This is a genomic window from Streptomyces solicamelliae (assembly GCF_045348655.1).
Classification (GTDB): Bacteria; Actinomycetota; Actinomycetes; order Streptomycetales; family Streptomycetaceae; genus Streptomyces; species Streptomyces solicamelliae.
In genome coordinates this window covers 7,130,615-7,157,073 of record NZ_CP160404.1, presented here as the reverse complement: position 1 = coordinate 7,157,073, position 26,459 = coordinate 7,130,615, and the positions used below count along the sequence as shown (strand labels likewise).

26 protein-coding genes, 1 tRNA gene and 1 pseudogene are annotated in these 26,459 nt (G+C 72.0%); 19 read left to right on the top strand and 9 right to left on the bottom strand.

The features are described from left to right. Nucleotides 1-55: 55 nt before the first annotated feature. The 9 genes and pseudogenes from ABZO31_RS33020 to ABZO31_RS32980 all read left to right on the top strand — a co-directional run bounded on the left by ABZO31_RS33020 (nucleotide 56) and on the right by ABZO31_RS32980 (nucleotide 6,912). Complete coding sequence (locus ABZO31_RS33020) at nucleotides 56-859, top strand: helix-turn-helix transcriptional regulator (protein ID WP_406865012.1); 804 nt, start codon at nucleotides 56-58, stop codon at nucleotides 857-859. 71 nt (nucleotides 860-930) lie between these two features. Then, nucleotides 931-2,010 carry a questin oxidase family protein gene (locus tag ABZO31_RS33015; RefSeq protein WP_406865011.1) on the top strand — a complete coding sequence of 360 codons (1,080 nt, stop codon included), beginning with the start codon at nucleotides 931-933 and terminating at the stop codon, nucleotides 2,008-2,010. Between the two features lie 79 nt (nucleotides 2,011-2,089). Continuing rightward, nucleotides 2,090-2,623 carry a hypothetical protein gene (locus tag ABZO31_RS33010; RefSeq protein ID WP_406865010.1) on the top strand — a complete coding sequence of 178 codons (534 nt, stop codon included), beginning with the start codon at nucleotides 2,090-2,092 and terminating at the stop codon, nucleotides 2,621-2,623. 15 nt (nucleotides 2,624-2,638) lie between these two features. Then, nucleotides 2,639-2,770, top strand: a pseudogene (locus ABZO31_RS33005) (acetolactate synthase); the annotation flags it as partial. A 295-nt stretch (nucleotides 2,771-3,065) separates the two neighbouring features. Beyond that, nucleotides 3,066-3,266 (top strand): hypothetical protein, encoded by a 201-nt coding sequence (locus ABZO31_RS33000; protein ID WP_406865009.1) that lies wholly within the window; start codon nucleotides 3,066-3,068, stop codon nucleotides 3,264-3,266. A gap of 104 nt (nucleotides 3,267-3,370) precedes the next feature. After that, nucleotides 3,371-3,898, top strand: a complete 528-nt coding sequence (locus tag ABZO31_RS32995) for a MauE/DoxX family redox-associated membrane protein (RefSeq protein WP_406865008.1) — start codon at nucleotides 3,371-3,373, stop codon at nucleotides 3,896-3,898. A gap of 43 nt (nucleotides 3,899-3,941) precedes the next feature. After that, the gene (locus ABZO31_RS32990; protein WP_406865007.1) at nucleotides 3,942-4,538 is read left to right on the top strand and encodes a TlpA family protein disulfide reductase; all 597 of its coding nucleotides are present in this window, start codon (nucleotides 3,942-3,944) and stop codon (nucleotides 4,536-4,538) included. 12 nt (nucleotides 4,539-4,550) lie between these two features. After that, nucleotides 4,551-6,449 carry an ABC transporter ATP-binding protein gene (locus ABZO31_RS32985; RefSeq protein WP_406865006.1) on the top strand — a complete coding sequence of 633 codons (1,899 nt, stop codon included), beginning with the start codon at nucleotides 4,551-4,553 and terminating at the stop codon, nucleotides 6,447-6,449. A 34-nt stretch (nucleotides 6,450-6,483) separates the two neighbouring features. Next, nucleotides 6,484-6,912, top strand: a complete 429-nt coding sequence (locus tag ABZO31_RS32980; RefSeq protein ID WP_406865005.1) for a S26 family signal peptidase — start codon at nucleotides 6,484-6,486, stop codon at nucleotides 6,910-6,912. 13 nt (nucleotides 6,913-6,925) lie between these two features. Here the strand turns inward: ABZO31_RS32980 and ABZO31_RS32975 are convergent, their stop codons facing one another. Both ABZO31_RS32975 and ABZO31_RS32970 read right to left on the bottom strand, forming a co-directional pair. Next, nucleotides 6,926-7,450: an HAD domain-containing protein gene (locus tag ABZO31_RS32975; RefSeq protein WP_406865004.1), complete on the bottom strand. Its 525-nt coding sequence runs from the start codon at nucleotides 7,448-7,450 to the stop codon at nucleotides 6,926-6,928. Between the two features lie 37 nt (nucleotides 7,451-7,487). Then, on the bottom strand, nucleotides 7,488-8,966 hold the full coding sequence (locus ABZO31_RS32970) for an amidase (protein ID WP_406865003.1): 1,479 nt from the start codon (nucleotides 8,964-8,966) through the stop codon (nucleotides 7,488-7,490). Nucleotides 8,967-9,097: 131 nt separating this feature from the next. Between ABZO31_RS32970 and ABZO31_RS32965 the strand changes: the two genes are divergently transcribed. Together ABZO31_RS32965 and ABZO31_RS32960 are read left to right on the top strand one after the other, a co-directional pair. Next, nucleotides 9,098-9,667, top strand: coding sequence for a TetR/AcrR family transcriptional regulator (locus ABZO31_RS32965; protein WP_406865002.1), 570 nt, complete (start codon nucleotides 9,098-9,100; stop codon nucleotides 9,665-9,667). A gap of 43 nt (nucleotides 9,668-9,710) precedes the next feature. Then, nucleotides 9,711-10,667, top strand: coding sequence for a hypothetical protein (locus tag ABZO31_RS32960; RefSeq protein ID WP_406865001.1), 957 nt, complete (start codon nucleotides 9,711-9,713; stop codon nucleotides 10,665-10,667). A 42-nt stretch (nucleotides 10,668-10,709) separates the two neighbouring features. On the opposite strand, the gene ABZO31_RS32955 is transcribed toward ABZO31_RS32960, so the two are convergent. Further along, nucleotides 10,710-12,095 (bottom strand): FAD-binding protein, encoded by a 1,386-nt coding sequence (locus ABZO31_RS32955; protein WP_406865000.1) that lies wholly within the window; start codon nucleotides 12,093-12,095, stop codon nucleotides 10,710-10,712. 248 nt (nucleotides 12,096-12,343) lie between these two features. Continuing rightward, a tRNA-Met gene (locus ABZO31_RS32950) sits at nucleotides 12,344-12,417 on the bottom strand. 398 nt (nucleotides 12,418-12,815) lie between these two features. Between ABZO31_RS32950 and ABZO31_RS32945 the strand changes: the two genes are divergently transcribed. After that, complete coding sequence (locus ABZO31_RS32945; RefSeq protein ID WP_406864999.1) at nucleotides 12,816-13,178, top strand: hypothetical protein; 363 nt, start codon at nucleotides 12,816-12,818, stop codon at nucleotides 13,176-13,178. Between the two features lie 182 nt (nucleotides 13,179-13,360). On the opposite strand, the gene ABZO31_RS32940 is transcribed toward ABZO31_RS32945, so the two are convergent. Both ABZO31_RS32940 and ABZO31_RS32935 read right to left on the bottom strand, forming a co-directional pair. Then, on the bottom strand, nucleotides 13,361-14,104 hold the full coding sequence (locus tag ABZO31_RS32940; protein WP_406864998.1) for a helix-turn-helix transcriptional regulator: 744 nt from the start codon (nucleotides 14,102-14,104) through the stop codon (nucleotides 13,361-13,363). Between the two features lie 169 nt (nucleotides 14,105-14,273). Beyond that, on the bottom strand, nucleotides 14,274-15,296 hold the full coding sequence (locus ABZO31_RS32935) for a LacI family DNA-binding transcriptional regulator (protein ID WP_406864997.1): 1,023 nt from the start codon (nucleotides 15,294-15,296) through the stop codon (nucleotides 14,274-14,276). A 252-nt stretch (nucleotides 15,297-15,548) separates the two neighbouring features. On the opposite strand from ABZO31_RS32935, the gene ABZO31_RS32930 reads away from it, so the two are divergent. The 4 genes from ABZO31_RS32930 to ABZO31_RS32915 all read left to right on the top strand — a co-directional run bounded on the left by ABZO31_RS32930 (nucleotide 15,549) and on the right by ABZO31_RS32915 (nucleotide 20,275). Continuing rightward, the gene (locus ABZO31_RS32930; RefSeq protein ID WP_406864996.1) at nucleotides 15,549-16,916 is read left to right on the top strand and encodes an ABC transporter substrate-binding protein; all 1,368 of its coding nucleotides are present in this window, start codon (nucleotides 15,549-15,551) and stop codon (nucleotides 16,914-16,916) included. Further along, nucleotides 16,913-17,845: a carbohydrate ABC transporter permease gene (locus tag ABZO31_RS32925; protein WP_406864995.1), complete on the top strand. Its 933-nt coding sequence runs from the start codon at nucleotides 16,913-16,915 to the stop codon at nucleotides 17,843-17,845. Before ABZO31_RS32930 ends, ABZO31_RS32925 begins: the two co-directional genes overlap by 4 nt. After that, nucleotides 17,842-18,759: a carbohydrate ABC transporter permease gene (locus tag ABZO31_RS32920; protein WP_406864994.1), complete on the top strand. Its 918-nt coding sequence runs from the start codon at nucleotides 17,842-17,844 to the stop codon at nucleotides 18,757-18,759. The genes ABZO31_RS32925 and ABZO31_RS32920 overlap by 4 nt, the downstream gene beginning before the upstream one ends. A 64-nt stretch (nucleotides 18,760-18,823) precedes the next feature. Then, nucleotides 18,824-20,275 carry a GH1 family beta-glucosidase gene (locus ABZO31_RS32915; RefSeq protein WP_406864993.1) on the top strand — a complete coding sequence of 484 codons (1,452 nt, stop codon included), beginning with the start codon at nucleotides 18,824-18,826 and terminating at the stop codon, nucleotides 20,273-20,275. Between the two features lie 17 nt (nucleotides 20,276-20,292). Here ABZO31_RS32915 and ABZO31_RS32910 read toward each other — a convergent pair whose 3' ends face one another. Beyond that, nucleotides 20,293-21,018, bottom strand: a complete 726-nt coding sequence (locus tag ABZO31_RS32910) for an N-acyl homoserine lactonase family protein (protein ID WP_406864992.1) — start codon at nucleotides 21,016-21,018, stop codon at nucleotides 20,293-20,295. 313 nt (nucleotides 21,019-21,331) lie between these two features. Between ABZO31_RS32910 and ABZO31_RS32905 the strand changes: the two genes are divergently transcribed. Then, entirely contained in the window at nucleotides 21,332-22,561 is a 1,230-nt protein-coding gene (locus ABZO31_RS32905) for a hypothetical protein (RefSeq protein WP_406864991.1), read from the top strand. After that, nucleotides 22,545-23,321 carry a hypothetical protein gene (locus ABZO31_RS32900; RefSeq protein ID WP_406864990.1) on the top strand — a complete coding sequence of 259 codons (777 nt, stop codon included), beginning with the start codon at nucleotides 22,545-22,547 and terminating at the stop codon, nucleotides 23,319-23,321. Before ABZO31_RS32905 ends, ABZO31_RS32900 begins: the two co-directional genes overlap by 17 nt. Here ABZO31_RS32900 and ABZO31_RS32895 read toward each other — a convergent pair. Then, the gene (locus ABZO31_RS32895; RefSeq protein WP_406864989.1) at nucleotides 23,315-24,217 is read right to left on the bottom strand and encodes a LysR family transcriptional regulator; all 903 of its coding nucleotides are present in this window, start codon (nucleotides 24,215-24,217) and stop codon (nucleotides 23,315-23,317) included. The two genes, ABZO31_RS32900 and ABZO31_RS32895, sit on opposite strands and share 7 nt — an antisense overlap. Before the next feature lie 122 nt (nucleotides 24,218-24,339). On the opposite strand from ABZO31_RS32895, the gene ABZO31_RS32890 reads away from it, so the two are divergent. Beyond that, nucleotides 24,340-24,699 carry a DoxX family protein gene (locus tag ABZO31_RS32890; protein ID WP_406864988.1) on the top strand — a complete coding sequence of 120 codons (360 nt, stop codon included), beginning with the start codon at nucleotides 24,340-24,342 and terminating at the stop codon, nucleotides 24,697-24,699. A 73-nt stretch (nucleotides 24,700-24,772) separates the two neighbouring features. Here ABZO31_RS32890 and ABZO31_RS32885 read toward each other — a convergent pair whose 3' ends face one another. Then, nucleotides 24,773-26,422: a glycosyl hydrolase family 8 gene (locus ABZO31_RS32885; protein WP_406864987.1), complete on the bottom strand. Its 1,650-nt coding sequence runs from the start codon at nucleotides 26,420-26,422 to the stop codon at nucleotides 24,773-24,775. Nucleotides 26,423-26,459: the final 37 nt, after the last annotated feature.

Here is a 26,459-nt window from a genome sequence, read left to right as displayed (position 1 = left end):
CGGGTACGGCGAGGGCCACCCAACGCGCATCCGCGCAGCCGACATACTGGCGAACATGGAAGATCTAGGAGCGTTCCTGCGGTCTCGACGGGCCCGCTTGACCCCCGAGTCCGCCGGCCTGCCGTCCGGTGCCCGCCGCCGGGTGCCCGGCCTGCGCCGCGAGGAGGTCGCCCAACTCGCGGGGATCAGCGTGGAGTACTACCAACGCCTCGAGCAGGGCCGGTCGGCCGGTCCCTCCCCCGAGGTGCTCGACGCGCTCGCGCGCGCACTCCGCCTGGACGACGTGGAACGCACCCATCTCGACGCTCTCGCCCGCCCTCCGCGCCACCCTGACGGTCACCCACCCACGGAGGTCCGACCGGAACTGCGCCTCATGCTCGACGGCATGGTGGGCGGGGTAGCCGCCCTCGTCATCGACGACCGCTTCGACGTCCTCGCCTCGAACCGGCTCGGCACCCGGCTCTTCAGGCCGGTTCTGACCGATCCGGACGCAGAGGGCAACCTGGCCCGCCACCTCTTCCTGAGCCCGGCCGCCACCGACTTCTACGTCGACTGGGACGAGGTCGCCGCAGCCACCGCCGCCCAACTCCGGCTGGCCCGCGCCCGCAATCCGGAGGACGACCGACTGGCAGGTCTGATCGACGACCTGGACCGGGCGAGCGGGTCCTTCCGAACCCACTGGTCGGCCGGCGACGTGGAACTGCGAGCTTCCGGGGTCAAGCAGCTCCGAGACCCCGACGCCGGCGTGCTGACCTTGTACTACGAGAACTTCGACCTGCCCGGGGACCCCGGACAGCGCATCGTCGCCTTCATCCCCACCAAGGCCCGCACCGCCGCAGGTCTCCGCCCCCAGCCCTAGGTCCCCGCCCCCGCCCGTCCTACGTCCGCGGCCCGTTACGGCGTCGCCCGCTCCCGCCTACCGTCGCTCCCATGGATACGGACATGGGCAAGGGCAAGAGCGACAAGGCGCCCACAGGCATCGGCGCAGACCCGACCGGCACCCTCGACGAAGCGCTCCACCGCCTGCACGGCTTCGGACCCGAGCGGCTCGGGCGGCTGACGAATCACGCGCCGATGGCGGTGGAGGCGCTGGCCGCCCGGGGCCAGGCCTCCGGCGTGCACCGGTGGCTCGACCTGTACGCGGGCAAGCTCGAGGACTACCCGGACCGCGTCGGACCGATCACCGCCACCGACTGGCACTCCGCGCTCGGGGACCCGCGCCGCGCGGCCGACTGGATCGACCACTTCGCCCGCGAACTCGCCGAACGCCCCTGGCGCGACGTGCTCGCCGCGTGGTGGCCGCGGCTGCTGCCCGGCATGTACGGCGGCTCCACGCACCCCGTGATCCGCGTCGGCCACGCCGTACGCACCCTGCTGGCCGGGGAGATCACCGAGCCGCGCCTGACCGAGCTCGCGCACGGCCTCGGTTACTGGGCCGCCCGCCACCGCCCCGTCTCCGTACGCAGCTCCGTCCTGCCGCACGCCGACGGCACGCCCCGCACCGCAGCCGCCGCGCTCGACGCGGTCGTGCCCATCGCCGAACGGGACGGCGGCTTCCCCACCCGGCTCGCGCGGGTCGCCGAGCTGCCGCTGTGGGCGGACGCGGTCACCGACCCCGAGACCGTACGGGCACGCCTCGCCGAGCTCGTCCGCGCGGCCACGCACCGGTACGCCACCCACGGCCACGGCGAGGAGACGATGCTGGTCCACGCGGCGACCGCGCCGAACGCCGTTCTGCGCGCCCTGCCCGCGCTCCCCCACGAGCTGTGGGCGCCGAGCCTGCGGGCCGCCTGGACGGCGTCCGCGGCCGTCACGGCGATGTACGCACCCGACGAGCCGGTCCCGTACGTCCCGCCCGGCACGATCACGGCCGAGGAGGTGGTCGAACGCGCCCTGGCCCACGGCGACGAGCACGTCATCAAACTCACCGACACCGCCCTCGACTCCGCCGACGGCCCTGCCCTCGCGGCAGCCCTGCGCGCCATCGAGATCAGCGCTCCCCTGCGGTAGCCGCCGCTTCCCGGCAGGGACGGGCGGGCGGGGCGGGAAATCGCTCGACCGGTCCCGGCCGCGCCGCGATCATGGGCGGATGAATCCGACCGACTCAGCTGCCCTCCGCCTCCAGGACCTCGCCGCGCTCTGGAGCGTGGGCGAGTGCCGCGCCGCCGCGGTCGTCGACGCGGCCTGCGACGCACTGGTGGCCGGACTCGACAGTCCGTCTCTGCGGATCCTGGCCGCCTGCACGCGTGCGGAGGCGGACTACGACGTGCACGAGTTGCTGCCGCCGGCGTTCGACGAACTCGGGCTCGTCCACTCTCCGTTCGGGGACGAGGAGGACGCCCTGGAGGACGCCGCGCGGGCGTTGGCCCGCCGGATGCTGGCCGGCGAGCTGACGCCCCGGGAGTTCACGCGACGCGTCCACGCGCGCTACGGGCATGAGCTGGAGCTGACCGAACGGGTCGCCGAGCTCGACGACGAGTACGACGATGCCGAGTACCACGACCGGACGCCGACCGACGTCGAGGCCGCAGTCGTCGCCGAGGCCCGGCGGCTCGCGGCACAGGGACACGGCGGGCTGCTCATGCCGACTCCGCCTGCGGCGCGAACCACAGCTCCCTCCTGACAACCGGGTCGTCCAGGTCCCGAACCGGCGCGGCCGGACTTCGTCGCCCTCGCGGAGGCCCTGGCGAAGGCCCTCGCCGCCCCGGGTCCGTCGGTCGTCGTCCTCCCGGCCCTGATGAGGATGTTCGCCCCGACGCACCTCGCCTGACCGCGGTACCTCGCCTGATCACGGCCCGCCGCGTGCGACAGCAGTCTCCCCTCCTGTCGCACGCGGCACACCCGTTTCAGCATATGGACTAGACCAATCCTGATCCGGAATACCGACGGCGCGCCGCTCGCCCTTCGCGACCTGCGCAGGCACCGGCCGAGCGGACGACAACCACCCTCCCCCACAGGGAAGTTGGTCTAGACGTTTCCCGGAGTGGCTCATTAAGTTGCCCCGCGAACGATCAAGGGAGCTCCCGGTCCCACTGTCGTCCTCACTCCCATTCCGGAGGAATGTCATGGTCAAGGCTCTGTCCGACCTCGCCGGTCGCGCGCTCGCCCGTGTCCTGCCGCAGAACGAGGCCGCCGCCGCGTGCGCCTGCCCGGCCGGCACCAAGAGCTGGTGCTCCGGCGACAACCTGTACACCCGTACGTGCTGTTCCTGGAACTGCGCGGTCGCGCCGACCTGCACCACGTACGTCATCGTCGGCGCCTGCTGACGTTCTGTCGCACTCTGCGGAGTCCCGTCGGCGGTCCCTGCCGCCGACGGGGCACCGTCCGCCGGTCGCTCCCACGCTCCGGCGCTCCGACTCGGGAGAAGGACATGGACTACCTGCTCTTCGGCGTCCGCTGCGCCCTCGCCGTCACCCTGGCCGCCTCCGCGCTCGGCAAGCTGCGCGCGCCCGGCGAGTTCCGGGAGACCGTGCGCGACCTCGGCTTCGTACCCGCATCGCTCACCACTGCCGTCACCGGCGCCGTCATCGCCGCCGAAGCCGCGCTGGTCGCCCTGGTCTGGCTGCCCGGGGCGCTCGGGGCGGCGGCGTTCGTCGCCGCGGGGCTGCTCCTCGTGGCGTTCACGGGCGTGCTGGTCGTCCTGATCCGGCGCGGCTCCGACACGTCCTGCGCGTGCTTCGGAAGCTCGCGCACGCGGGTGGGTCCGGCCCATCTCGTCCGCAACGGGGTGCTCGTGGCGATCGCCGCGCTGGGGGCCGTCGCGGCCTCCGCGACGTCCGGCGGCGCGCTTCCCCCGGAGTTCCCGGCCGCGTTCGCCGCCGCGCTCGCCGCCGTCGTGGTCAGCGCGCTGGTGATCTCCACCGACACGCTGGTCGACCTGCTCGCCCGCCCGGCGTGAACCACCGTCTCTCCCCCGTGAACCGCACCGAAGTGAGGCCCACTTGTCCGCCGTCACCGCCGTCGTCACCTGTCTCAACGCCGTCATCGGTGTCCTGAACCTGTTCCTGCTCCTCGCGCTCGCCCGCCGCGTCGCCTCCGGCGACCACGCCGGCCACGGACACGGCTCCCAGGGCGAGGCCGCGGTCGACATCCCCGAGAACCGGCTCGCGGACGGCTCCCCCGTGCCCGACTTCCGGGTGATGACCCGTCAGGACGGTGTGCTGACCGGCGCCGACGTCACCGACGCCACCGCCGTGGGCTTCTTCTCCACCACCTGCCGACCCTGCCGCGAGCAGGCCCCGGGCTTCGCCCGCATCGCCGCCTCGCTGCCCGGCGGCCGCGACCGGGTCGTCGCCGTCGTCAAGGGCTCGGGCAAGGTGGCCGAGGACCTCGTCGAGCTGCTCGCCCCCGTCGCGAGGGTCGTCGTCGAGTCCGACGACGCGAACGACCCCACCCTGCGGCCCGAGATCAGCCTGCTGTCCGAGGCTTTCGGCATCGTCCGCTGGCCCAGCTACGTCGAGGTCGGCGCCGACGGCCGGATCGCCCACCGCGAGGCGACGTCGGAGCTGTTCGCGGACGTCGCGCCGCAGGCCGCCTGAGGCCGGCGCACGGTGTTCGGAGAAGACTTCGGAGCGGCCGACACGAAGGAGCCCCGCCGGTACGGCGAGGCCCTGCGGTCCGCGGCGGCCGCCGTCGCCCTGGCCTGGCGGTCGAGTCCGGGCAGCGTCACGGCGTACGTGACCGTGAGCGTCGCGAGCGGCCTGCTGCCCACCGCCGCGGCCCTGCTGGTGAGCCGTCTCCTGGACGGCCTCACCCGCCCCGGGGACGAGGGCCTCACGACGGTCACGCTGCTGCTGATCGCCGCGACGCTCGGGACGTCCCTGACCGTGCCGCTCGCCGACTTCCTGCGCGGCCAGTCCACCCGGGCGCTGCGGCTGCGCGTCCAGGACGAACTGTTCGACGGCGTCAACCGGCTGCCCGGACTGCGGCACTTCGAGGACCCGTCCTTCCTGGACCGGCTGCGGCTCGCCCAGCAGGCCGCGAGCAGCGCCCCCGACCTGCTCGTGGGCTCGCTGGTGAGCAGTGTGCAGGCCGCGGTGATGCTGGCCGGCTTCCTGGTCACCGTGTTCGTCATCAACCCGGTTCTCGGCGTCGTCACCCTGCTGCTCGCCCTGCCCGCCCTGCGCACCCAGCTCACCGCCGGACGCCGCCGGGCGGAGATGCTGCGCGACACGATGAACAACAGCCGCCGCGAGATGTTCTACGGGAGTCTGCTCACCGACACGGACACGGTGAAGGAGATCCGCCTGTACGGCCTGCAGCGCTTCTTCAGCGACCGGGCGGGCGCGGAGCTGCGGACCGTCGTCACCGCCGAGCGCGGCACCGAAGTGCGCAATCTGAGGCAGCGTACGCCCGATCTGCTGCTCGGCGTCGCGGTGTTCGGCGCGGGCCTGCTGTGGGCGGTGCGGGCCGCCCGGCAGGGCGAGCTCAGCATCGGCGACGTGTCGGTGTTCATCGCCGCCACGGCCGGAATCCAGCGGGGGGTCGGACAGCTCGCCGGCACGGCCTCCGTCGCGTACCAGGCGTCGCTGACCTTCACCGCCTTCCGGACGCTGGGCGAAGTGCCCGTCGACCTGCCGCTGCCGGCCGCGCCCGAGGCCGTCCCGCCGCTGGCCGACTGCCTCGAGCTCCAGGACGTGTGGTTCCGGTACACACCCGAGTCGCCGTGGATCCTGCGCGGTGTCGATCTCACGCTGACCGCGGGCACGGTCACCGCGCTCGTCGGTGTCAACGGCACCGGCAAGAGCACGCTCGTGAAGCTGCTGTGCCGGATGTACGACCCGACGCGCGGCCGGATCCTGTGGAACGGCGTCGACATCCGGGAGTTCGCACCGGACGCACTGCGGGAGCGGGTCGCGGCGGTGTTCCAGGACTACAGCCGGTACGACCTGACCGCCGGCGAGAACATCGGGCTCGGCCGGGTCGACCGCCTCGACCGGGAGGACCTGGTGACGGAGGCCGCCACGGCCGCAGGCATCCACCCGCGGCTGTCCCGGCTCGGCGACGGCTACCGCACGATGCTCAGCCGCGTCTTCGCCGCGACCGGAGCGGCGGGCGCCGCGGAGGGCGAGCTGCTGTCCGGCGGCGAATGGCAACGGGTCGCCGTGGCACGGGCGTTCATGCGGCGCGACGCGGACATGATGATCCTCGACGAGCCGAGTTCGGGCCTGGACGCGGCCGCGGAGCAGGAGATCCACGACAGCCTGCGGGAGTTGCGCGCCGGCGCGACCGTGCTCGTGATCTCGCACCGGCTCAGCACCCTGCGCGACGCCGACCGGATCGTCGTCCTCGGCGAGGGCCGTGTGGCGGAGAGCGGTACACACGCCGAACTGCTGGACCAGGAGGGTGAGTTCGCACGGCTGTGGAAGCTGCAGGCGGCGGGCTACGAGGCCGGGGACGACGCCGGCGCGCCCGCGGAACCCACACCCGTCGCCGCGCCGGGACTGTGACCTCGTACGTCAGGGAAGGGAGTTCCGATCACCGATGCCGAATCTCGCCGTGGCGGTCCTGGCACCGCTCGCCGTCCTCGTCGGGCTGTTCCTCGTGGCCCGACAGAGGCTGCTCGTCGTCACCGTGCACGGCGCGAGCATGACGCCGGCGCTGGTGCCGGGTGACCGGATCCTCGTGCTGCGGCGCTCGGCGCGTCGGCTGCGGGACCGGCGCATCGTCGTGCTCCGCTCCGACCGGATCCCGGCCTCGGGCCGCGGCGACCTGGTCGTGAAGCGGGTCGCCGCGCTGGCGGGAGCGCCCGTACCGGCCGGGGCCGGTCTCGTGCCCGACGGCCATCTCGTCGTGCTCGGGGACAACCCGGCCGTCAGTACCGACTCCCGCGTCTGGGGTCCGGTGCCGGCGGCGAGCGTGGTGGGCGTGATGGTCGGGCGGGTGGGACGCGCGGACGCCGGAAGGCCGTGACGTCGCCGGCGGGTCAGAAAAAGGCCCGCAGCCAGGCGGCCAGTTCCGCGTAGTCCCTCTCGGTCAGGCCGAGTCGCGGATCGACGCGGTGGAGCAGGGCGGGGCCGGGGTGATGGGCGGTGACCCATGCCCGGTCGGCGGCGGAGATCTCGTCGTCCACCCAGGCGAAGGCCCGGCCCCCGGCCCGGGCGACCAGCGCACGGGTCTTCCCGTGCAGACCGAGGCGCCGGTCGTCGAGGTCCGCCCCCTCCGCCTCCTCCGGCCAGGGCATGACGGGCAGGTCCGGCAGCCCGAGGCGCGGGGCGACGCTCTCGTTCGCCTCCTCCATCCAGGTCGTGGCCCAGACCAGTTCGCACGGCAGCGCCGCGAGACGGCGTCCGTGCGCGGGGTCGAGCCGGGCCAGGAGCGGATTGGCCCGCGGATCCGTCCGGGCCGGATCCGGTGCGTAGGTCGGGTACGCGCCGGGCTCCCCACCGAAGGGGATGAGGGGTCCGTCGACGTCGAGGAAGAGCAGCGGACGCTGCGCGGAGCCGGTCACGGCAGCACGATAGCGATCGGCTCCGACGTGTCGACGCTCAGAGCGGCGGCTCCTCGTCCGCCCACGGCCGCTCCGCCTCCAGCTGCGTCGCCAGCGACAGCAGGACGTCTTCCCCGCCGAGCGGACCGACGAACTGGACGCCCAGGGGCAGTCCGTCGGGCGTGCGGTGGCCGGGGACGGACATGGCCGGGCGGCCGGTCATGTTGGCGAGCTGGGTGAAGGGGACGGTGGAGAGGTTGGCGAGGACGACCTGCTGCCACAGGCTGGTCCGGGCGAGCCCGCCGATGAGCCCGAGCCGCATCACCGCCTGGCCCGCGGCCTTGACGACGGCCGGGGTCTCGAGGGCGCCGATGCGGACGGGCGGTTCGGCGAGCGTGGGGGTGAGCAGCAGGTCGTACGTCCGGTGGAAGGCGGCGAGCGCGCGGGAGTGGACGTTGCGGCGCTGAATGGCCAGGTGGTACTGCGGCGCGGGCATGGCGCGGCCGACGGCGGCGAGGAGCAGGGTGTCGGTCTCGAAGTCCTGGTCGCGGGCACCGGCCCGGCGCAGTTCGGCGACGGTCGCCGCGGTGCCGGCGTACCAGGCGGTCATGAAGTCGACCGCCAGCGCCTTGCCGTCGACTCCGGGCTCGGCCGGTTCGACGTCGTGGCCGAGCTTGGTCAGGAGCCCGACCATGTCCTCGACGGCGGCGACGGCCTCCGGGGAGACCGGCGTGCCGATGGGCGAGGCGGTGGTGAAGCCGATGCGCAGGCGCCGCGGCGTGCGCCGGGCGAGTTCGGCGTACGAGATCTCCGGGCGGGCGGCGAGGTAGGGGCCGCCGGGGTCGTGGCTGGTGGTGAGGACGTCGAGCATCGCGGCGGTGTCCCGGACGGTGCGGGAGAGCACGCCGTCGGTGGCCAGGCCCTGGTCGTACTCGCCGTGGGCCGGCCCGGCAGGCACGAGCCCGCGGCCGGGCTTGAGGCCGAAGAGGTGGCAGCAGGCGGCGGGGATGCGGATCGAGCCGCCGCCGTCGTTGCCGCCCGCGACGGGGACGATGCCGGCCGCCACGGCGGCGCCTGAGCCGCCCGAGGAGCCGCCGGGGGTGTGGTCGGTGTTCCACGGGTTGCGGGCGGGGCCGTCGACGGTGGGTTCGGTGATCGACTTGAGGCCGAACTCGGGGGTGTTGGTCTTGCCGAATACGACGAGGCCCGCGTCCAGCCAGCGCCGAACGGCCTCGCTGTGCCGCTCGGGTATGTTCCGGCGGCCTGCGCGCGAGCCGCTGCCGGTGGGCAGTCCGGCGTAGTCCTGAAGCAGATCCTTGATCAGGAACGGGACGCCGGCGAAGGGCCCGGCGAGCTCGCCGCCCGCGCGGTCGCGGGCGAGGTCGTGCATGGGCCGCACGATGGCGTTGAGCCGCCCGTCGACCGCCTCGGCGCGCTCGACCGCGACGTCGAGCAGCTCCTGGGCCGACACCTCGCGGCGGGCGACCAGTTCCGCGAGTCCCGTCGCGTCGAAGCGCCGGTATTCGTCGTACCGCATGGGCATCCCATCACCTGTGGAGTAGTAGAGAGGGCGGATAAAACTAGAGGTCGTAGTTTTAGTTAGGCTAGCGAGGTCCCGACGGCCGGGACAAGAGCGGAACGAGACCGAGAACAGGCAGCAGGAATCCCGTGGCACGCCCCAGTACGCGGCTGATCACCCGCGAGCGCATCATGACGACGGCGCTCCGGCTCGTCGACGAGCACGGCCCCGAGGCCCTCACGGTGAGCCGGGTCGCGGCGGAGCTGGGCGTGAAGGGCCCCTCGCTGTACAACCACATCGCGGGCAAGGCCGAACTGGTCGAGGGGCTACGGGAGTTGCTGACCGAGCGGATCGGCACCGGCCCCGCGGAGCTGCGCCCGTGGACGGTCGCGGCGACCCGTTGGGCGCACACGTACCGCACGGTCTTCGCCGCCCACCCGCGCGTCGTCCCGCTGCTCACCGCCCAGCCGATCCGCTCCGCGGCGACGCTCGACGCGTACGAGCGGGCGTACGAGGTGCTGCGCGAGGCCGGCTGGCCGGACGCCGAGGTCCCGGCGGTCGTCCGCGCCATCGAGTACTTCGTCGTCGGCTCGGCGCTCGACCTGATCACCCGCGACCCCGACGAGGCCGAACTGGGCTTTGAGATCGGACTGAGTTCGCTGATCGGGGGCCTGGAGGACCGGCTGCGGCGACACCTGGAATCCGCGGGGCGGGCGTAAACGCGCTTGGGCGGCGGGTGGGGCGCTTGAGATCATGCCCACCATGGCGAACTGGGCGATGTACCTCGTGATTCCCGAGGACGGCGGCGCGTACGAGGCGTACGCGCCGCGGTTCGGGGCGGTGGGGATCGACCTCGACCTGCTCGCCGGTCCGGACGTCGTCCTGTCGCGCCTCCGCGCCCGCGAGCAGTGGGCGAGGGACTGGATCGACGAGGGACGGTGCGAGGCGGCGGCGTTGATCGACCTGCCGCGCCGGACGCTGTTCCTGTTCGCCTGGGAGGGGCCGATCACGGAACTCCGGCACCGCGCCGCGACCTGGGAGGCGCTGGGCGCGGCCTGGCCCGGCTGGGAGCTGCGCTGGACGTACGACGGGCCGGCGGACCTGCGGGAGTACCTGGGCCTGGACCCGGAGGGCGTCCGCGAGCCCGAGCTCGGGCTCGGGGTGTTCCCGGAGTACGCGATGGAACCCGGCGACGAGGAGTTGGCCGAACCGGACCCGATGGTGCGGGTCGTCACGATCGGCGCGGACCGCTGCCACGTGCTGTCCTCGTGCAACGACCACCCGATCGTGGAGGGACCGGCGCTGCTCGGGCGGCTGGCGGACGCGCCGGACCACCGGGTGTGCACCGCGGCCGCCGATTCCGGGATCCACGTCGATCCGGAGCGGCGACGGGTCGGCTGGTGGCTGCTCGGCGCGTCGGCGGGCGCACGGCGTGCGGCCGAGCACTGGCCCGGCTGGACGGTGGAGTTCTGGGCGGACCGGTGGGAGGAGCATGTGCGTGCGGCCGGGGGCCGGTTCGCCCCGCCGGCCGTCGACCGCAGACAGGCGCGGGCAGAGGTCCGCGCGGAGGCGCTGGAGCGCTGGTCGCCGGACGGTCCGCGCGAGCTGCAGGACTGGATGCAAGCCGCGGCCCTCGCCCCGGACATCGCGACGGGGGTGGCGAGGCTGTTCGAGGACGGGCCCGCCGCAACGGGTGCGACGGGCCCGGTCGTGGCGTAGGTGGGCGGTGGCTGCATCTCACCGACCCCACGGCGCCACCGGTCAGAAGATGTTCTGGCCCGGCGCGAGGATGCCGGCGGGGTCGTAGCGGTGGCGCGCGGCCTCGAACTCGGCCCAGAAGGAGCCGAAGTGGCGCGCCCACTCGTGCTTGGTCAGCGGCACGGACCCGATGGGGTACCAGCAGCCGCCCGCGGCGCGCGTGACGTCGTACTGAGCGCGGTTGGCGGCGACCATCTCCTCGGCGGAATCCGCTCCGGGGGACGCGGTCTTGAGGAGCGAGAAGAGGTACACGAGATCCTCGTCCGGCATGACCGGGAGCGGGGTCGTGCACCTGGCGGTCGGAACGGGGTAGAGCAGGATCACCGGCGTCGCGCCGATCGCACTGCTCTTGAGGCCGGCGAGGGTGTCCTCGACGACGGCGTTCACGCAGGACGCGGGGAGGAAGCTGTCGTACCAGGGGTGGGGCCGCTGCCACTCGCCCATGGCCTTGAGCGCCTCCACCCCCGGCGCGAGCCGGTTGACGAAGTCGAAGTAGGGGACGTCCCGGACCTCTGACGTGGCGGGGGCCAGGTCGCGGGTGAGCCGCTCGTCGTCGGCCGCGGTGCCGTCGTACACGGCGGCCTCGATCATGAAGCTCCAGCCGTCGGGGGACGGCAGGGCCTGGCCGACGACGTAGTCGAAGCGCCCGTCCTGGATCACCTTCGTCTGCTGCGTGGTGATCGCCTCGACGGTCGGGTAGGTCAGGACGTAGTGGCGAACGGAGCGGGGGGCGGGGACGAGGGAGATGGTGGCCCGGGTGATGATCCCGCACTGGCCGAGACCCCCGAGGACGGCCCGGAACAGGTCGGCGCGCTCGGTGGGCGAGCAGGTCGTCAGCTCGCCCGCGCCGGTGACGACCTGGAGTTCGCGCACGTTGTCGACCTGCGTGCCGTAGCGGCCGATCTGCCCTCCCAGGCCGCCGGCCGAGAGCGTGCCGCCGACGGACAGCTCCAGGTAGTCGGTGAAGGCGGGCGGGGTGAGTCCCTCGGCCAGGGTGGCCCGGAGCAGGTCGCTCCAGAGCACGCCGCTCCCGACGACGGCTGTGTCGCCGTGGACCTCGATCGTGTTCAGCGCGCTGAGCCGGATGACCAGCCCGGACGGCACCTGGGCCTGCCCGTAGGTGGAGTGCCCCTCGCCCCGGCCGGCGACCTTGATTCCGCGCTCCCGGCAGTATCGGACGGCGGTGGCGACGTCGTCGGCCGAGCCGGGTCTCAGGACCGCGGCCGGCCGTCTGCTGACGAGTCCACCGAAGTCGGTGGACGCCGCGTCCAGGGCGGCCGGGTCGAAGCACAACTCCCCGTCCAGCGCGGGCATGTCGGCGAAAGGACGGTCCGCGCGGAGGGCCTCGACCGCGTCGTCCGGCTGCGGGGTGGAAAGGTCAGACGTCACACTGACTCCAGAACGGCTGGGTAGGAGAACAACGGCGGCGTGCCGCTCCCCGGCGCGCACTGTCTCCGGGGCAACGACACACTTCCCGCACATTGTGTGCATTTCCGGGACGGAAGATCTACCTGCCGCATGTCTTGAAATGACGCCCACTCAGGCACTCACCCGCCAGGGCCTGTTGCCCCGCGTCCGCTCCCCCACCGCACGCAACCGGGCCCGCCGCAAGGCATGCGACGGGCCCGGTCAAGAAGTGGCCGAGGCGGGATTCGAACCCGCGACCTTTGGGTTATGAGCCCAACGAGCTACCGAACTGCTCCACTCGGCGACCTCCAATGTAGGACGCGGTCCGGCACGAGCGCCAAGCATTTATCGGCCCCCCGACGAGCACGCCCGGCACGTTGTCGACGCAGATCAGCGCTCCGTCCCGAAGTTCTCGATCCCTCGCCTCGCGATGACAGCCGGATACGCGTTGCGCTCGAACCCATCGGGAGCGCCGGGCAGTCGGCCGCGGACCCTCGACCTTGCGTCGGCCGGGAACGACGGGCGCGGAGCAGGCGGACGCCCTTCACGGTGTAGACACCGGTCGTGAGCGCGAAGCCGACGGGAGAGCGTGCCACCGACGTCGCCCCCGAAATTGCGTCGGCCGGGGCCCTGTTCGGCGGTATCGTCCCTCGTCCCGGCAGGCCGCGCAGCGCGGCTGTCCTGCGCAGAGAGCGATGTGTCATGTCCAGCCGCACCACGACGACCCCGACGACGACCTTGTGGCGACCCACCGGGCCGAAGGAGTTGGAGTTGGTGCGCCAGGCCGAATGGCGGGCCTGGCCGGCGCGGTTGCCGGAGCAGCCGATCTTCTACCCGGTGCTCAACGAGGACTACGCGATCCGCATCGCGCGGGACTGGAACGTCAAGCACAGCGGGGTCGGGTACGTGACGCGGTTCGAGGTGGAGACGGAGTTCCTGAGCCGGTACCCCGTCCAGCAGGCCGGCGGGCGGACCATCCTCGAGCTGTGGGTGCCGGCCGAGGAGCTCGAGCTGTTCAACGCGCACATCGTCGGGACGATCGAGGTCGTGCACGAGTTTCGGTGACCGGGTCCGGCGGCACTGGTCGCCCTACGACTGGTAAGCACTCCGGTAAGCGCTTCCTTTCTTCCTCTTTCGACCCATGGCCCTCCCGCGCCGTCATGGTTCATGCTGGGTCCGGCCCGAGGGGAGCCGGGGATTCCTTTTGTGTCGGTCCGGCACGGGGGGCCGGGCCGGCGCAGGAGGACTCAGGGCGCCCACGCGCGGGCCAGCGCGACCCGGTTCGGGCAGCCGGACTTGCGGCGGGCGGCGGCCAGGTGTTTCTTCACCGTGCCGATGTCGACCACCATCCGGCGGGCGATCTGCTCGTCCGTGAGTCCTTCCGCCAGCAGTGCCACCGCCTCCGTCTCGCGGGGCGTGAGCAGGTCCGCCCAGGGCGGGCGCGCCGCCTGCAGGCCCGCCGCGATGCGGGCGATCGCCGGGCCGAGGAGTCCGAGCAGGGCCACCTCACGGGGGCCGAAGGCCCGCTCGTATGGGTCGAACAGGGCGATCCCCAGCTGCGGGCCGGGCTCCGGCGGGGACGACCACGACTTGGCCAGCACCGCGCCGATCCCGTTCGGGCGGAGGAAGTCGTCCACGAAGGGGCGCCGCTCCCCGTCCACGAGGTGCGCGACGTCGAGCAGGGTCAGCGGCGGCGCCGGGTCACCACGCAGCGCCGCCTCGGCGGCCGCGGCGGCGATCGGATCGAGGCGGTGGAAGCGCTCCCGGTACGCCTCCATCGCCGGTGCGACGATCCCGGAGGCCTGGGCGGTGGAGTCCTGGAAGAGGCGGGGGCGGGTGTCCCCGGTGAGCACGGCGGCGTTCCGCAGGCCCAGTCGCGCGGCGAGGGACTCCGTGAGCAGCCCGCCGAGTTCCGGCAGCGTCCGCGCGGCGTGGCAGTCGGCGACGACGGCGAGCAGCCGCTCGACGTCCGCCACGGGTAACCGGTCCACGCGAACCTCCGGGATTCCGGCCTGCACAGCCTTCCGCGCGTGATCGTACGGCGACCGCCCCCACCCCGCCTCCCCGCGTGATGCCTCCTCGCGTGACGCCTCCCCGTATAACGGCTCACCGCGTGACGGCTCACCGGGTGCGACACTCAGCGGGCGCGACGGCATCCCCTCACGACGATGCGCGGACCATCAGTTCCGTCGGCAGGACGCGCTTCTGCCGGTCCGCCGACGGCTCGGCGAGCTCGTGGAGCAGCATGCGGGCCATCGTGCGGCCCATCTCCTCGATGGGCTGACGCACGCTGGTGAGCGGCGGGTCCATCAGGCGGGCGACCGTGGAGTCGTCGACGCCGACCAGGGCGACGTCGTCGGGGACGCGGCGGCCCGCTTCACGGAGGGCGGCGCGGGCGCCGGCGGCCATGACGTCCGAGGCCGCGAAGACGGCGTCCAGGTGGGGACGGCGGGCGAGGAGCTCGCGCATGGCGCGATGACCGCCCTCCTCGGTGAAGTCCCCCGTGGCCACCAGGGCCTCGTCCGCGTCGAGACCGGCCGAGGCGAGGCCCTCGCGGTAGCCGTCGAGGCGGGCGCGGGCCACGTACATGTCGAGGGGGCCGGTGATCGTGGCGATGGCGCGGCGGCCGCGGCCTGCGAGGTGGTCGACGGCGGCGCGGCCCGCGCCGGCGTTGTCGGAGTCGACGTACGGGACGGGTTCGTCCTCCGTGCGCCGGCCGTTGAGCACGACGGGCAGGCCCAGTTCGCGGACGAGTTCGGGCAGCGGGTCGTCCGCGTGCACGGACGCGAGCAGCACGCCGTCGACGCGCTGGGCCGCCACGTACTGCTCGAAGCGGCGCCGCTCCTGCTCGGTGCGCACCAGGGTGAGCAGCAGCTGCTTGTCGGCGTCGGCGAGCTCGGCGCTCACCCCGCGGATGACGTCGAGGAAGTACGGCTCGGCGAACAGCCGGGCCTCGTTCTCGGGGATCACCAGCGCGATCGCGTCGGTGCGGTTGCCGGCGAGGGCGCGGGCGGCCTGGTTCGGCACGTAGCCGAGCTCGGCGATCGCGCGGTCGACGGCCGCCTTGGCCTGTTCGCTGACCCGCGGCGAGCCGTTGATGACCCGGGACACCGTGCCCCGGCCGACGCCGGCCCGGGCCGCGACCTCTTCCAGGGTGGGTCTGCCGCTCTGCCGTCCGCTCAAGGCTCGTACTCCCCTCGTCCCGTGTCGCGCTCCGCGCCGGTCGTCAGCAAACGATAGAGGCCGACCGACGCATGGGAGCGCTCCCACACAGCCGCCACCCTACCGGAGCCGCGTCGCGAAACGAATCCACGCCGGCCTCTTGACACCTGCACGGAACACGCAGGACGCTTCCGGGCAACGCCGTGGGAGCGCTCCCATCATCAACTGCGCTCCCGGCCCCACCCGCATCACCTCTCGGACGAGGAGACTCGCATGCGCACCTCCAGCACCGGTCGCAGACCGTTCGGCCCCACCGGCCGCGGAACCGCCCGCACCGCCACCCGCGCGACCGCCGCCCTGGCCGCCCTCGCCGCCGGAGCGGCCCTGCTCACCGCCTGCGGCAGCGGCGACGACGCCGCGGACGCGGACGGCAGGATCACCCTTCGGGTCGGGACCTTCGGCTCCTTCGGGTACGACGACAAGACCGGCGCCAAGCTCTACGCCGAGTACGAGAAGCTGCACCCGAACATCAAGATCGTCGAGTCGAACGTGGCCGACGGCCAGAAGTACTGGGACACCCTCAAGCTGCGCCTCTCCCGCAACAGCGGCCTCGCCGACATCCAGGCCCTCGAGGTCGGCTACATCGCCGAGGCCACCGGCCCCGCCATGGCCGGCAAGTGGGCCGACCTGGGCACCACCGGCGGCGCGAACCTCGGCGCCTACCTGGACTGGAAGGTCAAGCAGGCGACCACCACCGACGGCAAGGTCATCGGCCTCGGCACCGACATCGGCCCCATGGCGATCTGCTACAACAAGGACCTCTTCGCCAAGGCCAAGCTGCCCACCGACCGCGCCGAGGTGGCCAAGCTCTGGGCCGGCGACTGGGGCAAGTTCCTGGAGGCGGGCCGGACGTATGCGAAGAACGCCCCGGCCGGCACCTCCTTCCACGACTCCGCCAGCGGCCTGTTCAACGCGGTGCTGTCCAGCAATGCCGTCCAGTACGCCGACCCGAGCGGCAAGCTCGACTGGGAGAACAGCCCCGGCGTCAAGCAGGCCTGGGACACCGCCGTCGCCGCGGCGCAGGGCAAGATGACCGCGCAGCTGCGCCAGTTCGACGAGAAGGGCACCTGGAACGCCGGCTTCAAGAACTCGCGGTTCGCCACCGTCGCCTGCCCGAGCTGGATGACCGGCATCATCAAGGACCAGGCCGGCCCCGGCAACCAGGGCAAGTGGGACATCGCCGCGCCGCCCGTGGCCGGCAACTGGGGCGGCTCGTTCCTCGGCGTCCCCAAGTCCGGCAAGCACGTCAAGGAGGCCGCGGAGCTGGCCGCCTGGCTGACCGCGCCCGAGCAGCACGCGAAGGTCTTCGGCGTGAACGGCAACATCCCGTCGACCAAGGACACCCTCACGTCCTCGGCCGTACAGGGCGCCAAGCTGCCGTACTTCGGCGACACCCCCGTCGGCCAGATCTACTCGGCCGCCGCGGCCGGCATCCGGCCCGCGCCGATCAGCCGCTGGGACGGCCAGGTGAAGACCTTCCTGACGGACAACGGCATCCTGGACATCGAGCAGCGCGGCACCGACCCGGCCAAGGCCTGGGAGAACGTCAAGAAGCTCGTCGACGACAAGATCGACCAGTGAGCGCCGGTACCACCGTCTGGCGCAGCCGGCTCTACCGCTGGGACCTGAAGGCCACGCCGTACGCCTTCGTCGCCCCGTTCTTCCTCACCTTCGCCGCCTTCGGGCTCTTCCCGCTGATCTACACGGGCTGGCTCTCCCTGAACCGGGTGGAGCTCGGCGGCGAGGCCGAGTGGAAGGGCCTGGAGAACTACACGGACCTCGCGGGCAGCGAGTTCTTCTGGAACGCGCTGGGCAACACCTTCACCATCGGGGTGCTCTCGACCGTGCCCCAGCTGCTCATGGCACTGGGCCTGGCCCATCTGCTCAACTACCGCCTGCGTGGCCGCGCGTTCTTCCGCGTGGCCGTGCTGGCCCCGTACGCGACCTCGATCGCCGCGGCGACCCTGGTCTTCGCCCAGCTCTTCAATCCCGACTACGGGATGATCAACACCTTCCTGGGGTGGGCGGGCGTCGGACCGATCGACTGGGAGGCGTCGAAGTGGCCCGCCCAGATCGCCATCTCGACGATCGTCACCTGGCGCTGGACCGGCTACAACGCGCTGATCTACCTGGCCGCGATGCAGGCCGTGCCGCGTGATCTGTACGAGGCGGCGGCGCTCGACGGGGCCTCGCGCTGGCGGCAGTTCGTCAGCGTCACGATCCCGTCGATCCGGCCGACGATCCTGTTCACGATCGTCGTCTCCACGATCGGCGCGACGCAGCTGTTCGGCGAGCCGATGCTGTACGGCGGCAGCGTCGGCATCAGCGGCGGCAGCGGCAACCAGTACCAGACGCTGAGCCTGCTGATGTACGAGAAGGGCTGGATCACCGGCGCGCTGGGGCAGGCCTCGGCCGTCGCATGGGTCATGCTGCTGCTCCTGCTGCTGATCGGAGCGGTCCAGGCCCTCGTCGCCCGTACGCAACGCAAGAAGTCGGGGGTCCGCGCATGACGCAGACACAGACGGAGACGCAGTCACGGACCCAGGCCGAGGGGCGGCCCCTCCCCCGGACGACGCCCCCGCGACGCGGGGGCGCGGGCCGCCAGCACCACGCCGGGCCGCTCGCGTACGTGCTCCTCGGCCTGGCCGCGCTGGTCTCGCTCTTCCCGCTGTACTGGAACCTCGTCGCCGCCTCGCACACGGGTGAGCGCGTGGTGGAGGCCCCGGCGCCGCTGCTGCCGGGCCCGCGGCTGCTCGACAACCTGGAGTTCGCCTGGAACCAGGTGGACATGGGCGAGGCGCTGGTGAACACGACCGTGGTCGCGGGCCTCGTCGCCCTGTCCACGGTGCTGTTCTCCACGCTCGCCGGCTTCGCCTTCGCCAAACTGCCGTTCCGCGGCCGGAACGTGCTGCTCGCGCTGGTGGTGGCGACGATGACCGTTCCGCCGCAGCTCAGCGTCATCCCGCTGTACCGGATCATCACGGACCTGGGCTGGGTGGACCAGCTCCAGTCGGTGGTACTGCCGTCGCTGGTCGCCGCGTTCGGCGTGTTCTTCATGCGGCAGTTCCTCGTCGAGGCGCTGCCCGTGGAGCTGGTGGAGGCCGCCCGGATGGACGGGGCGAACAGCCTGCGCATCATCTGGCACGTGGTGTTCCCGGTGGCCCGGCCGGCCATGGCGGTGCTGGGGATGCTGGTGTTCGTGCAGGCCTGGAACGACTTCTTCTGGCCGTTCATCGCGCTGACGCCCGACGGCAATCCGACGCTGCAGGTCGCCCTGGCGGGCCTCGGCGCGGGGAATCACAGCGTCGACCAGGCCGTCGTGCTCACCGGCGCGCTCATATCCACCGTGCCGCTGCTGCTGGTGTTCGCGGTGCTCGGCAAGCACATCGTCGGCGGCATCACGGCCGGCGCCGTCAAGAACTGACGCCGCCTGTCTCCTCCTCTTTCACTTCGTACTTCCGTACTTCCTGCGTTGGGAGCGCTCTTCCATGACCGCGTCCGAGACCCGGCCGCTCACGGCCGCCACCCGGTCCCTGTCCTTTCCTCCCGGCTTCCTGTGGGGCGCCGCCACCGCCGCGTACCAGATCGAGGGCGCGGCCCGGACCGACGGGCGCACCCCCTCGATCTGGGACACGTTCTCGCACACGCCCGGCAAGGTCTTCGAGGGCCACACCGGCGATGTGGCCGTGGACCACTACCACCGTTACCAGGACGACGTCCGGCTGATGTCCGAGCTCGGGCTGGACGCCTACCGGTTCTCCGTCTCCTGGTCGCGGGTCCAGCCGACCGGCCGGGGGCCGGCCGTCCAGAAGGGCCTGGACTTCTACCGCCGTCTGGTCGACGAGCTGCTGTCCGCCGGCATCGAGCCGGCGCTCACGCTGTACCACTGGGACCTGCCGCAGGACCTGGAGGACGGCGGCGGCTGGCCGGAGCGGGCGACCGCGGAGCGGTTCGCCGACTACGCGGCGCTGCTCGCGAGCGCGCTCGGCGACCGGGTCGAGCGCTGGACGACGCTCAACGAGCCCTGGTGCAGCGCCTTCCTGGGATACGGCTCCGGCGTCCACGCGCCCGGCCGGACCGACCCGGTGGCCGCGCTGCGCGCCGCCCACCACCTCAACCTGGGCCACGGCCTGGCCGTCCAGGCGCTGCGGGCGGCGCTGCCGTCGGGCGGCAAGCTGGCGGTCTCGCTCAACCTGCACGAGGTGCGCCCGCTGACCGGCTCCGCCGCGGACCGCGAGGCGGCGCGGCGGATCGACGCGGTCGGCAACGGGGTCTGGCTCGGCCCGATGCTCGACGGCGGCTACCCGGCGGACCTGCTCGCGGACACCGCGCACCTGACGGACTGGTCGTTCGTGCGGGACGGGGACGAGGCGGCGGTCGGGCAGCGGCTCGACTGGCTGGGCATCAACTACTACACACCGACGGTGGTTTCGGCGGTCGGCGAGGGCGAGGCGAAGCCGCAGGACGACGGGCACGGCGACAGCGCGCACTCCCCCTGGCCGGGCGCGGACGCGGTGGCGTTCCACCGGGCGCCCGGGGAGCGGACGGCGATGGGCTGGGGGGTCGACCCGAGCGGGCTGTACGACCTGCTGACCCGGATGTCGGACCGGTACCCCGGACTGCCGCTCGTGGTGAGCGAGAACGGCGCGGCGTACGAGGACGTGGTCGGCCCGGACGGCTCGGTCGACGACCCGGAGCGGATCGCCTACGTGCAGGGCCACCTGGAGGCCGTGCACCGGGCGATCGCGGACGGCGCGGACGTACAGGGGTACTTCCTGTGGTCGCTCCTGGACAACTTCGAGTGGGCGTACGGCTACGCGAAGCGGTTCGGCGCGGTCCGCGTCGACTACGACACGCTGGAGCGGACGCCGAAGTCGAGCGCACGGTGGTACGCCGGGGTGGCCACGTCGGGCGAACTCCCGCTGCCGTACGAGGGGTGAGGTCGGCCGGTCGTGTTCTACGGCGGCGGCGGGCGGTGGACGTCCGGCGCCGACTCCCAGACCGCGTCGTCGTGGGCGAAGCACACGCGGCGCGGGTCGAGGCCGGCGAGCCGGTCCAGCCAGGGCCGGTACGCGGGCAGGGGCGGCGCGACGCCGTCGTGGGCCGCCCGGCGGGCGAGGCGGGCCGCGCCGAACTCGGAGGCGGAGTCGTACGCCTGCCCCGCGAGCACGACGGCGCCGTCGGGACGCGTGACGACGAGGGACTGGTGCCCGTCGGTGTGGCCGGGGGTGGGCACGATCCGTACACCCGGCCACACCTCCGCCTCGCCGTGGAGCTCCTCGTACCGCGCGCCCGGGAAGTCCACCAGCGCCTCGGCGGTGTATCCGCCGCGGCGGGCGGCCGCCAGCTCCGCCGCCTGGACGAGGAGGGGTGTGCCCGGCAGCAGCGGGTTCCCGCCGCAGTGGTCGAAGTGCAGATGGCAGTTGACCACGAGCGTGAGGTCGCTCAGGCCGACCCCGACGGTCGCGAGGGCGTCCCGCAGGTCCTGCCGTCTCGGACGGTAGCGCGCCTCCGTGGCCGGGCCGGCGTCGCCGATGCCCGTGTCGAACAGCAGCGTGCCCTGTGCGTGCCGCACCAGGTACGCGTGGACCGGCTCGACCCGGGGCTCGGGTCCGCCCGTCTCGGTGGCCGGCCGGACGAAGTAACCGAGGTCGAGTCGTCGGATCTGTGTGCGTGCGCCCATACGGTGATGCTGACCTGTCGCTGCGCGTCGTATGCCTGTCTCTGCCCACGGCAGAAGACGGGTATCAGAGATGACATCGAAGGCATCGAACGATGACCGCGCCCGACCCGAGCCCGAGGCGCTGCACGGCCGCTCCGTCCGCGCCGGCAGGGCCGTTGCCCGCTGTCGGGCCCCCGTGAGAACATCAGGGTTCAACGGTCCGTCAACTTTCTTCTGCGCTTCGCACGCGAAGGGAGTGTACGGGCCGTTGCCATGTCCTTGGTTCCGAGTTCCGGGTGATTCACCAGGAACTGCGAATGGCGGGTGCCGCTTGATGAAAACGACGGAGTTGACAGAAGCATGCATCGAGGATGCAGGCAACGTCCTGGTCGTTCCCTCAGCGTTGCAGGACAGCGACGTGATCAGGGACTTCTTCGGGTCCGTGGTCACGCCGGAGGAACTTGCTTCCGGTTCTCTCGACCTCGCGCGGAAGACGGTCTATCTGTGTGGCGACGCATCCGGGAGGCCTAGCCGCCAACTGCAGGCGGCCGCGCGGGTGTTCGTCGTCCGGGAGCTGTCACACGGGTACCACGAGGGCGTCGACGGACCTTGGGCTGTCGTCGGCCTCGGCCGCGTTCCCCTGCGTGTCCACGGCGCCGGCGTCTACTACCGCCGCTTCTTCGACCTCGACGCCGATCACTTCGGACGGATCAGCTCGGAGCATGCCTTCCAGTCCCTGACCGAATCCACCAAGCCCGGAACGGCTCATCGCAGCGGAATCTATCTGACGCCCGTCACGCAAAGCGGTGACGAACTGCATTTCCGTCTGCTCCGGTGCTCCACGAATCTCTCGGGGCCGACCGAGACTTTCCGCCCGACCGACACACACGTCGTCGAGGCGCTGAACCGCGAGGCCGCCACCGTCTTCCGGAACCAGGCACCGCTGAATCACGTCCTCGCCCAGATCTACCACAACACCCCTGCCACGACCGGGCGCAAACAGTCCAAGGCGAAGATCTCGGCCCATGCCGACAAGACCAAGGACATGCCCGTCAACGGCATCATGGCCTTCTGCACGTTCTATGACCGGCTCGACGACCTGCAACCTCTGGCCGAAGACGCCTTCGACTTCGGCGTGAAGGGTGTCAGCGGTCTGACCAGACTCACCTTTCGCCTCAAGGAGCCGGCCGGAGAACGCGACGGGGTCGTACTTCCTGCGCATTTCAGCGTGACCCTCTACCCCGGCTCCGTGTTCTTCATGCCACTGTCCACGAACCGCCTGTATACGCACGAAATCCGCCCCTCGGCGTTGGACGCCGGACTGCTCCCGACCCGTCTGGGATACGTGGTGCGCTGTTCGAGCACCGAAGCCGTTCACAAGAACGGCCACACGTTCCTCAAGACGGCCGGAGATCCGGTGCCGCTGGGGCCGCCCACGCCGGAGGGCATGGACGAACTGCGCAGGATGTACTCCGAGGAGAACCGGACCTCGTCCTTCATGGATTACGGGGACAATTTCCACTTCAGCATGAACACGGGAGACTACGTTGCCCCGCGGGTCTAGGATCTCCGACGAGATCATTTTGGGCACTGTTCCGGCCGAGGAGAATCTCTTTGCGGAGCTGTCCGCGTCGGCACTCCTGGAAGAGGTGGGAAAGGGCCGGCGAGGCGCCACGCTCACCAAGGTCGACGAGGCGGGCGGCGTGCCGCTCGTCCGTACCACCACGCGCTACAGCAACCCGACGCAGCGCTTCCGGGCGGTGCACGAACGGTTGGCGAGACAGGTTGAAGAGCGTGCGGCGCTTTCGGTCGGATTCAACAACGCGCTCATCGAGACCTACACGAACGCCTACACCACCATGGGCAGTCATTCCGACCAGGCCCTCGACCTGGCCGACGATTCGTATATCGCCGTCTTCTCCTGCTACCAACATCCCGAAGCAGGCCCGTCGAGGAGACTGATCCTCGAGTCCAAAGGGTCCGATGCCGAGAGGTTCGAGGTCCCCCTCGTCCACCACGGTGTCGTCGCGTTCTCCGTCGGATCGAATAGGCGACTCAGGCACAAGATCGTATGTGACAAGCCTGTCCCGACACCGGACAACCCATGGCTGGGCGTCACCTTTCGCACCTCGAAGACCTTCGTCCGATTCCGCGACGGACATGCCTTCCTCCCGCAGGGGGCGCGCCTCACGTCGGCAGATGAAGAGCAGCGGCGCGAGTTCTACCGACTACGGCGCCGCGAGAACAACGAGACGGACTTCGTCTACCCGCTCCTGACGTACACCGTCAGCGAGAGCGATCTCCTGCCGATCGCCGCTCACTGAATGCCGTCCGCCCGCTCAGACAGGCAGCAGGCGACGAAGTCCTGGATCAGGGGGTCCGCGTCGGCGGTCGGGGGCCAGGCCACGGCGACGCTGGTGGGGGTGACGCCGGTGACGGGGCGGTAGACGAGGCCGGGGCGGGGATAGAAGCGGGCGGCCGATTCGGGGGCGAGGGCGATGCCGTAGCCGTTGGCGATGGCGGTCAGCCAGTCGTCGGGGTGTTCGGTGACCGCGCCGATGCGGACGGGGTGTCCCTCGCGGGCGTCGACGGCGAGCCAGTAGTCCTGCCAGGCGCCGGTCTCGCCGGGGGCGGCGACGAAGGGTTCGTCCCACAGCTCGCGGAAGGGGATCTCGGTACGGTCGGCCAGCCGGTGGCCGGCGGGCAGGACGACCCAGCGGGCCTCGGTCAGCAGGACCTCCGTGCGCATCCGGTCCTGTCCCGGGAAGGGCAGCCGGAGCAGGGCCGCGTCGACGTCCCCGGCGGCCAGACCGGCGGTCGGATCGGACCACGGGGCCTGGCGCATCTCGACCCGCCAGTCCGGCCGGCGCTGACGGAGGGCGGCCGTGATGCGCGGGGTGAGTTCGTTGGCGGCGCTGGCGAGGAAGCCGACGCGCAGGACGCGCGCCGCGCGCGAGGCCGCGTTCCGCGTCTCACGGCGTACCCGCTCCCAGTCCGCGAGCAGGCCGGGCACGCCGGCGGCGAGGGCGTGGCCGGGCTCGGTGAGCGCCATGCCGGACTTCGAGCGGGTGAACAGGCGGACGTCGAGGAGCGCTTCGAGCTGCCGGATCTGTTTGGTCAGGGCCGGCTGCGACACGTAGAGCCGTTCGGCGGCGCGGGTGAGGCTGCCCTCCTGCGCGACGGCGGCGAAGTAGCGGAGCAGCCGGGTGTCCACATCCATGCCGCCAGGTTATGGATACGGGTATTGGACCCGCAAACGGCGGACCGCACAGGGTGGTGGAGGGGCGGCGGGCGGCTCATCCGGCCCGCCGGTGTGCCCCTCGATCCTGCCTGGAGGTTCCCGTGCTGTTCGCCCTGTACGCCGTCGTCACCGTCCTCGCCGCCATCGTGCTCGCGTACGGCGCGTATCTCGACCTCGCCGGACATCCGTCGATCGCCGAGGAAGCGGACCGGCTGAGCGTCCCCCGGTCGTGGATGGCGCCGCTCGGCGTGTGCCTCGGCGCAGGGTCGCTGGGGCTGTTGGCCGGGTTCGCGGTCCCGGTGCTCGGGACGGCCGCCGGGGTGGGGCTGGTCCTGTTCTTCGTGGGGGCGGTCGGCGCGCACCTTCGGGTGGGTGACCGTCAGCTGGGCGGGGCGCTCGGCGCACTGGCCATGTCCGCCGCCGCACTCGCCCTCGGCGTGGCGGTGCACCGGGTGGCCTGACGTGCTCCCGCCCGGCCTCGTCGCACGGGGGTGGACGAGGCCGGGCGGGAAGCGTGTCAGCACATCGTCGCTCCTACGGGACCCAGTGGTTGCCGGTGACCGTGATCATCGTCTGGAGCTGGATGCTCGCCCCGAAGTAGCTGTCCGTCTGGATCGGGGTGGCCAGCATCTTGTTCCAGAGTGCGTCGAGCCAGCGCTGGCTGCCGGCGTCCGTCATCGCGGCGACGGCGAACGGCGCGACGTACGCGGCGTCGCTGCCGGAGGAGAGCGGTGAGCCGTTGAGCGCGTAGCCGATGGCGATCTTGCTCGGGTCGCCGCCGGTCTTGCCCTTGATCCAGGAGTTGAGCTTCCGCGCCGCCGCGAGGGACTCGGCGTCGCCGCTGGTCACGGCGTCGTCGCCGATGCGCCAGGGGGTGCGGCAGGCGTTCCACCAGTACGCGCCGTCGTTCGGGTCCTCCAGGACCTGGCCCGGAGCGGGCTTGGGCGCGGTGTTCGTGTCGACGACGAAGTCCGGCAGCAGGCCCGTGCTCGGGGCGTACGTGGACTGGAGGTGGGCGATCTGGGTCTGGTGCGCGGTGCGGACCGCGTCCCAGGTGGTGTCGCCGGTGGCCTTCCGGAAGGCGCGGAAGTGGTCGACCATCCAGTCCGACGTCCGGCTGACGTAGTAGTACCGGTCGCCGGGGCTGCTCCAGTCGCCGAGCTTCAACAGCCGGGTGGACGCGTTGAGTTCGTCTTTCTTGATGGCGTTGATGTGCTTGATCGCCAGGTCCTTGTAGTTGTAGGTGCCGCTGCTCCCCCACTGGCGGTCGGCGAGCAGCAGTCCGTACGCCACGTCCATGTCGCCGTCGGTGGCGCCGTCGCCGCCGTTGACGCTGCGGCAGGAGGAGTCCTGTTCGGCGGCGAGCAGGTTCGGGTTGATCGAGGAGGGGTGGTCGATCTTCCACTTGACCAGACCGTCGAAGATCTTCTTCGCGTTCGGATCGGCCCCGGCCATCGTCGCGGTGATGACCATGCCGTAGCCCTGTGCCTCGGCGACGTAGGGATGGTCCGCGTCCGGGGAGATCACCTGGTACCAGCCGTTGCCGCAGTTCTGCCGGACGAAGGCCGACTTCCAGTTGTTGTAGTACGCGACGACCTTCTGGTCGAGCGTGGCCGGGGAGCCGGAGGGCCGGAGCATGCCCGCGGCGTACGGCTGGGTGCGGCTGCCGAACGGGACGGCCGGGCCGCCGCCTCCGCCGGTGCCGGTGGGGCTGCCGTAGACCTCGAACTCCCAGAGGGAGTAGCCGTACGGGGTGCCGCGGGTGGTGCCGTACATGCGGACGTAGCGGCCGGTGCCGGCGACGGTGAGGTCGTCGGTCGCGCCGTCGCCGGTGGTGGTCGCGTAGACGTCGGTCCAGGTGGAGCCGTCGGCGGAGGTCTGGATCCGGTACGCCTTGCCGTACGCGGCCTCCCAATCGAGCTTCACGCGGGAGATCGTGTGGTTCGAGCCGAGGTCGACGCGGACCCACTGCGGGTCCGCGCCCTCCGCACTGGCCCACCGTGTCGCCGGGTCGGCGTCGAAGGCGAGGGGGGCGCCGAAGCCGCTGCCCTCGACGGACGAGGCGGTGGCGGGCCGGCCGGACGACACCAGGCTGTCGGCCGCACCGGCCTGGTGCGGCAGAGCGGTGAGGGGGACCGCGAGGAGGCCCGCGAGGGCCAGGAGCCCTATCCCGTGACGTCGCATCACAACTCCTTCATGGGGGTCGGAAGAGTGGGGCGAG

Coding starts and splice junctions, on each gene's coding strand:
- ABZO31_RS33020 (WP_406865012.1), top strand. CDS start 56: ATGGAAGATCTAGGAGCGTTCCTGCGGTCTCGACGGGCCCGCTTGACC.
- ABZO31_RS33015 (WP_406865011.1), top strand. CDS start 931: ATGGATACGGACATGGGCAAGGGCAAGAGCGACAAGGCGCCCACAGGC.
- ABZO31_RS33010 (WP_406865010.1), top strand. CDS start 2,090: ATGAATCCGACCGACTCAGCTGCCCTCCGCCTCCAGGACCTCGCCGCG.
- ABZO31_RS33000 (WP_406865009.1), top strand. CDS start 3,066: ATGGTCAAGGCTCTGTCCGACCTCGCCGGTCGCGCGCTCGCCCGTGTC.
- ABZO31_RS32995 (WP_406865008.1), top strand. CDS start 3,371: ATGGACTACCTGCTCTTCGGCGTCCGCTGCGCCCTCGCCGTCACCCTG.
- ABZO31_RS32980 (WP_406865005.1), top strand. CDS start 6,484: ATGCCGAATCTCGCCGTGGCGGTCCTGGCACCGCTCGCCGTCCTCGTC.
- ABZO31_RS32970 (WP_406865003.1), bottom strand. CDS start 8,966: ATGCGGTACGACGAATACCGGCGCTTCGACGCGACGGGACTCGCGGAA.
- ABZO31_RS32960 (WP_406865001.1), top strand. CDS start 9,711: ATGGCGAACTGGGCGATGTACCTCGTGATTCCCGAGGACGGCGGCGCG.
- ABZO31_RS32945 (WP_406864999.1), top strand. CDS start 12,816: ATGTCCAGCCGCACCACGACGACCCCGACGACGACCTTGTGGCGACCC.
- ABZO31_RS32930 (WP_406864996.1), top strand. CDS start 15,549: ATGCGCACCTCCAGCACCGGTCGCAGACCGTTCGGCCCCACCGGCCGC.
- ABZO31_RS32920 (WP_406864994.1), top strand. CDS start 17,842: ATGACGCAGACACAGACGGAGACGCAGTCACGGACCCAGGCCGAGGGG.
- ABZO31_RS32915 (WP_406864993.1), top strand. CDS start 18,824: ATGACCGCGTCCGAGACCCGGCCGCTCACGGCCGCCACCCGGTCCCTG.
- ABZO31_RS32910 (WP_406864992.1), bottom strand. CDS start 21,018: ATGGGCGCACGCACACAGATCCGACGACTCGACCTCGGTTACTTCGTC.
- ABZO31_RS32905 (WP_406864991.1), top strand. CDS start 21,332: ATGAAAACGACGGAGTTGACAGAAGCATGCATCGAGGATGCAGGCAAC.
- ABZO31_RS32895 (WP_406864989.1), bottom strand. CDS start 24,217: ATGGATGTGGACACCCGGCTGCTCCGCTACTTCGCCGCCGTCGCGCAG.
- ABZO31_RS32885 (WP_406864987.1), bottom strand. CDS start 26,422: ATGCGACGTCACGGGATAGGGCTCCTGGCCCTCGCGGGCCTCCTCGCG.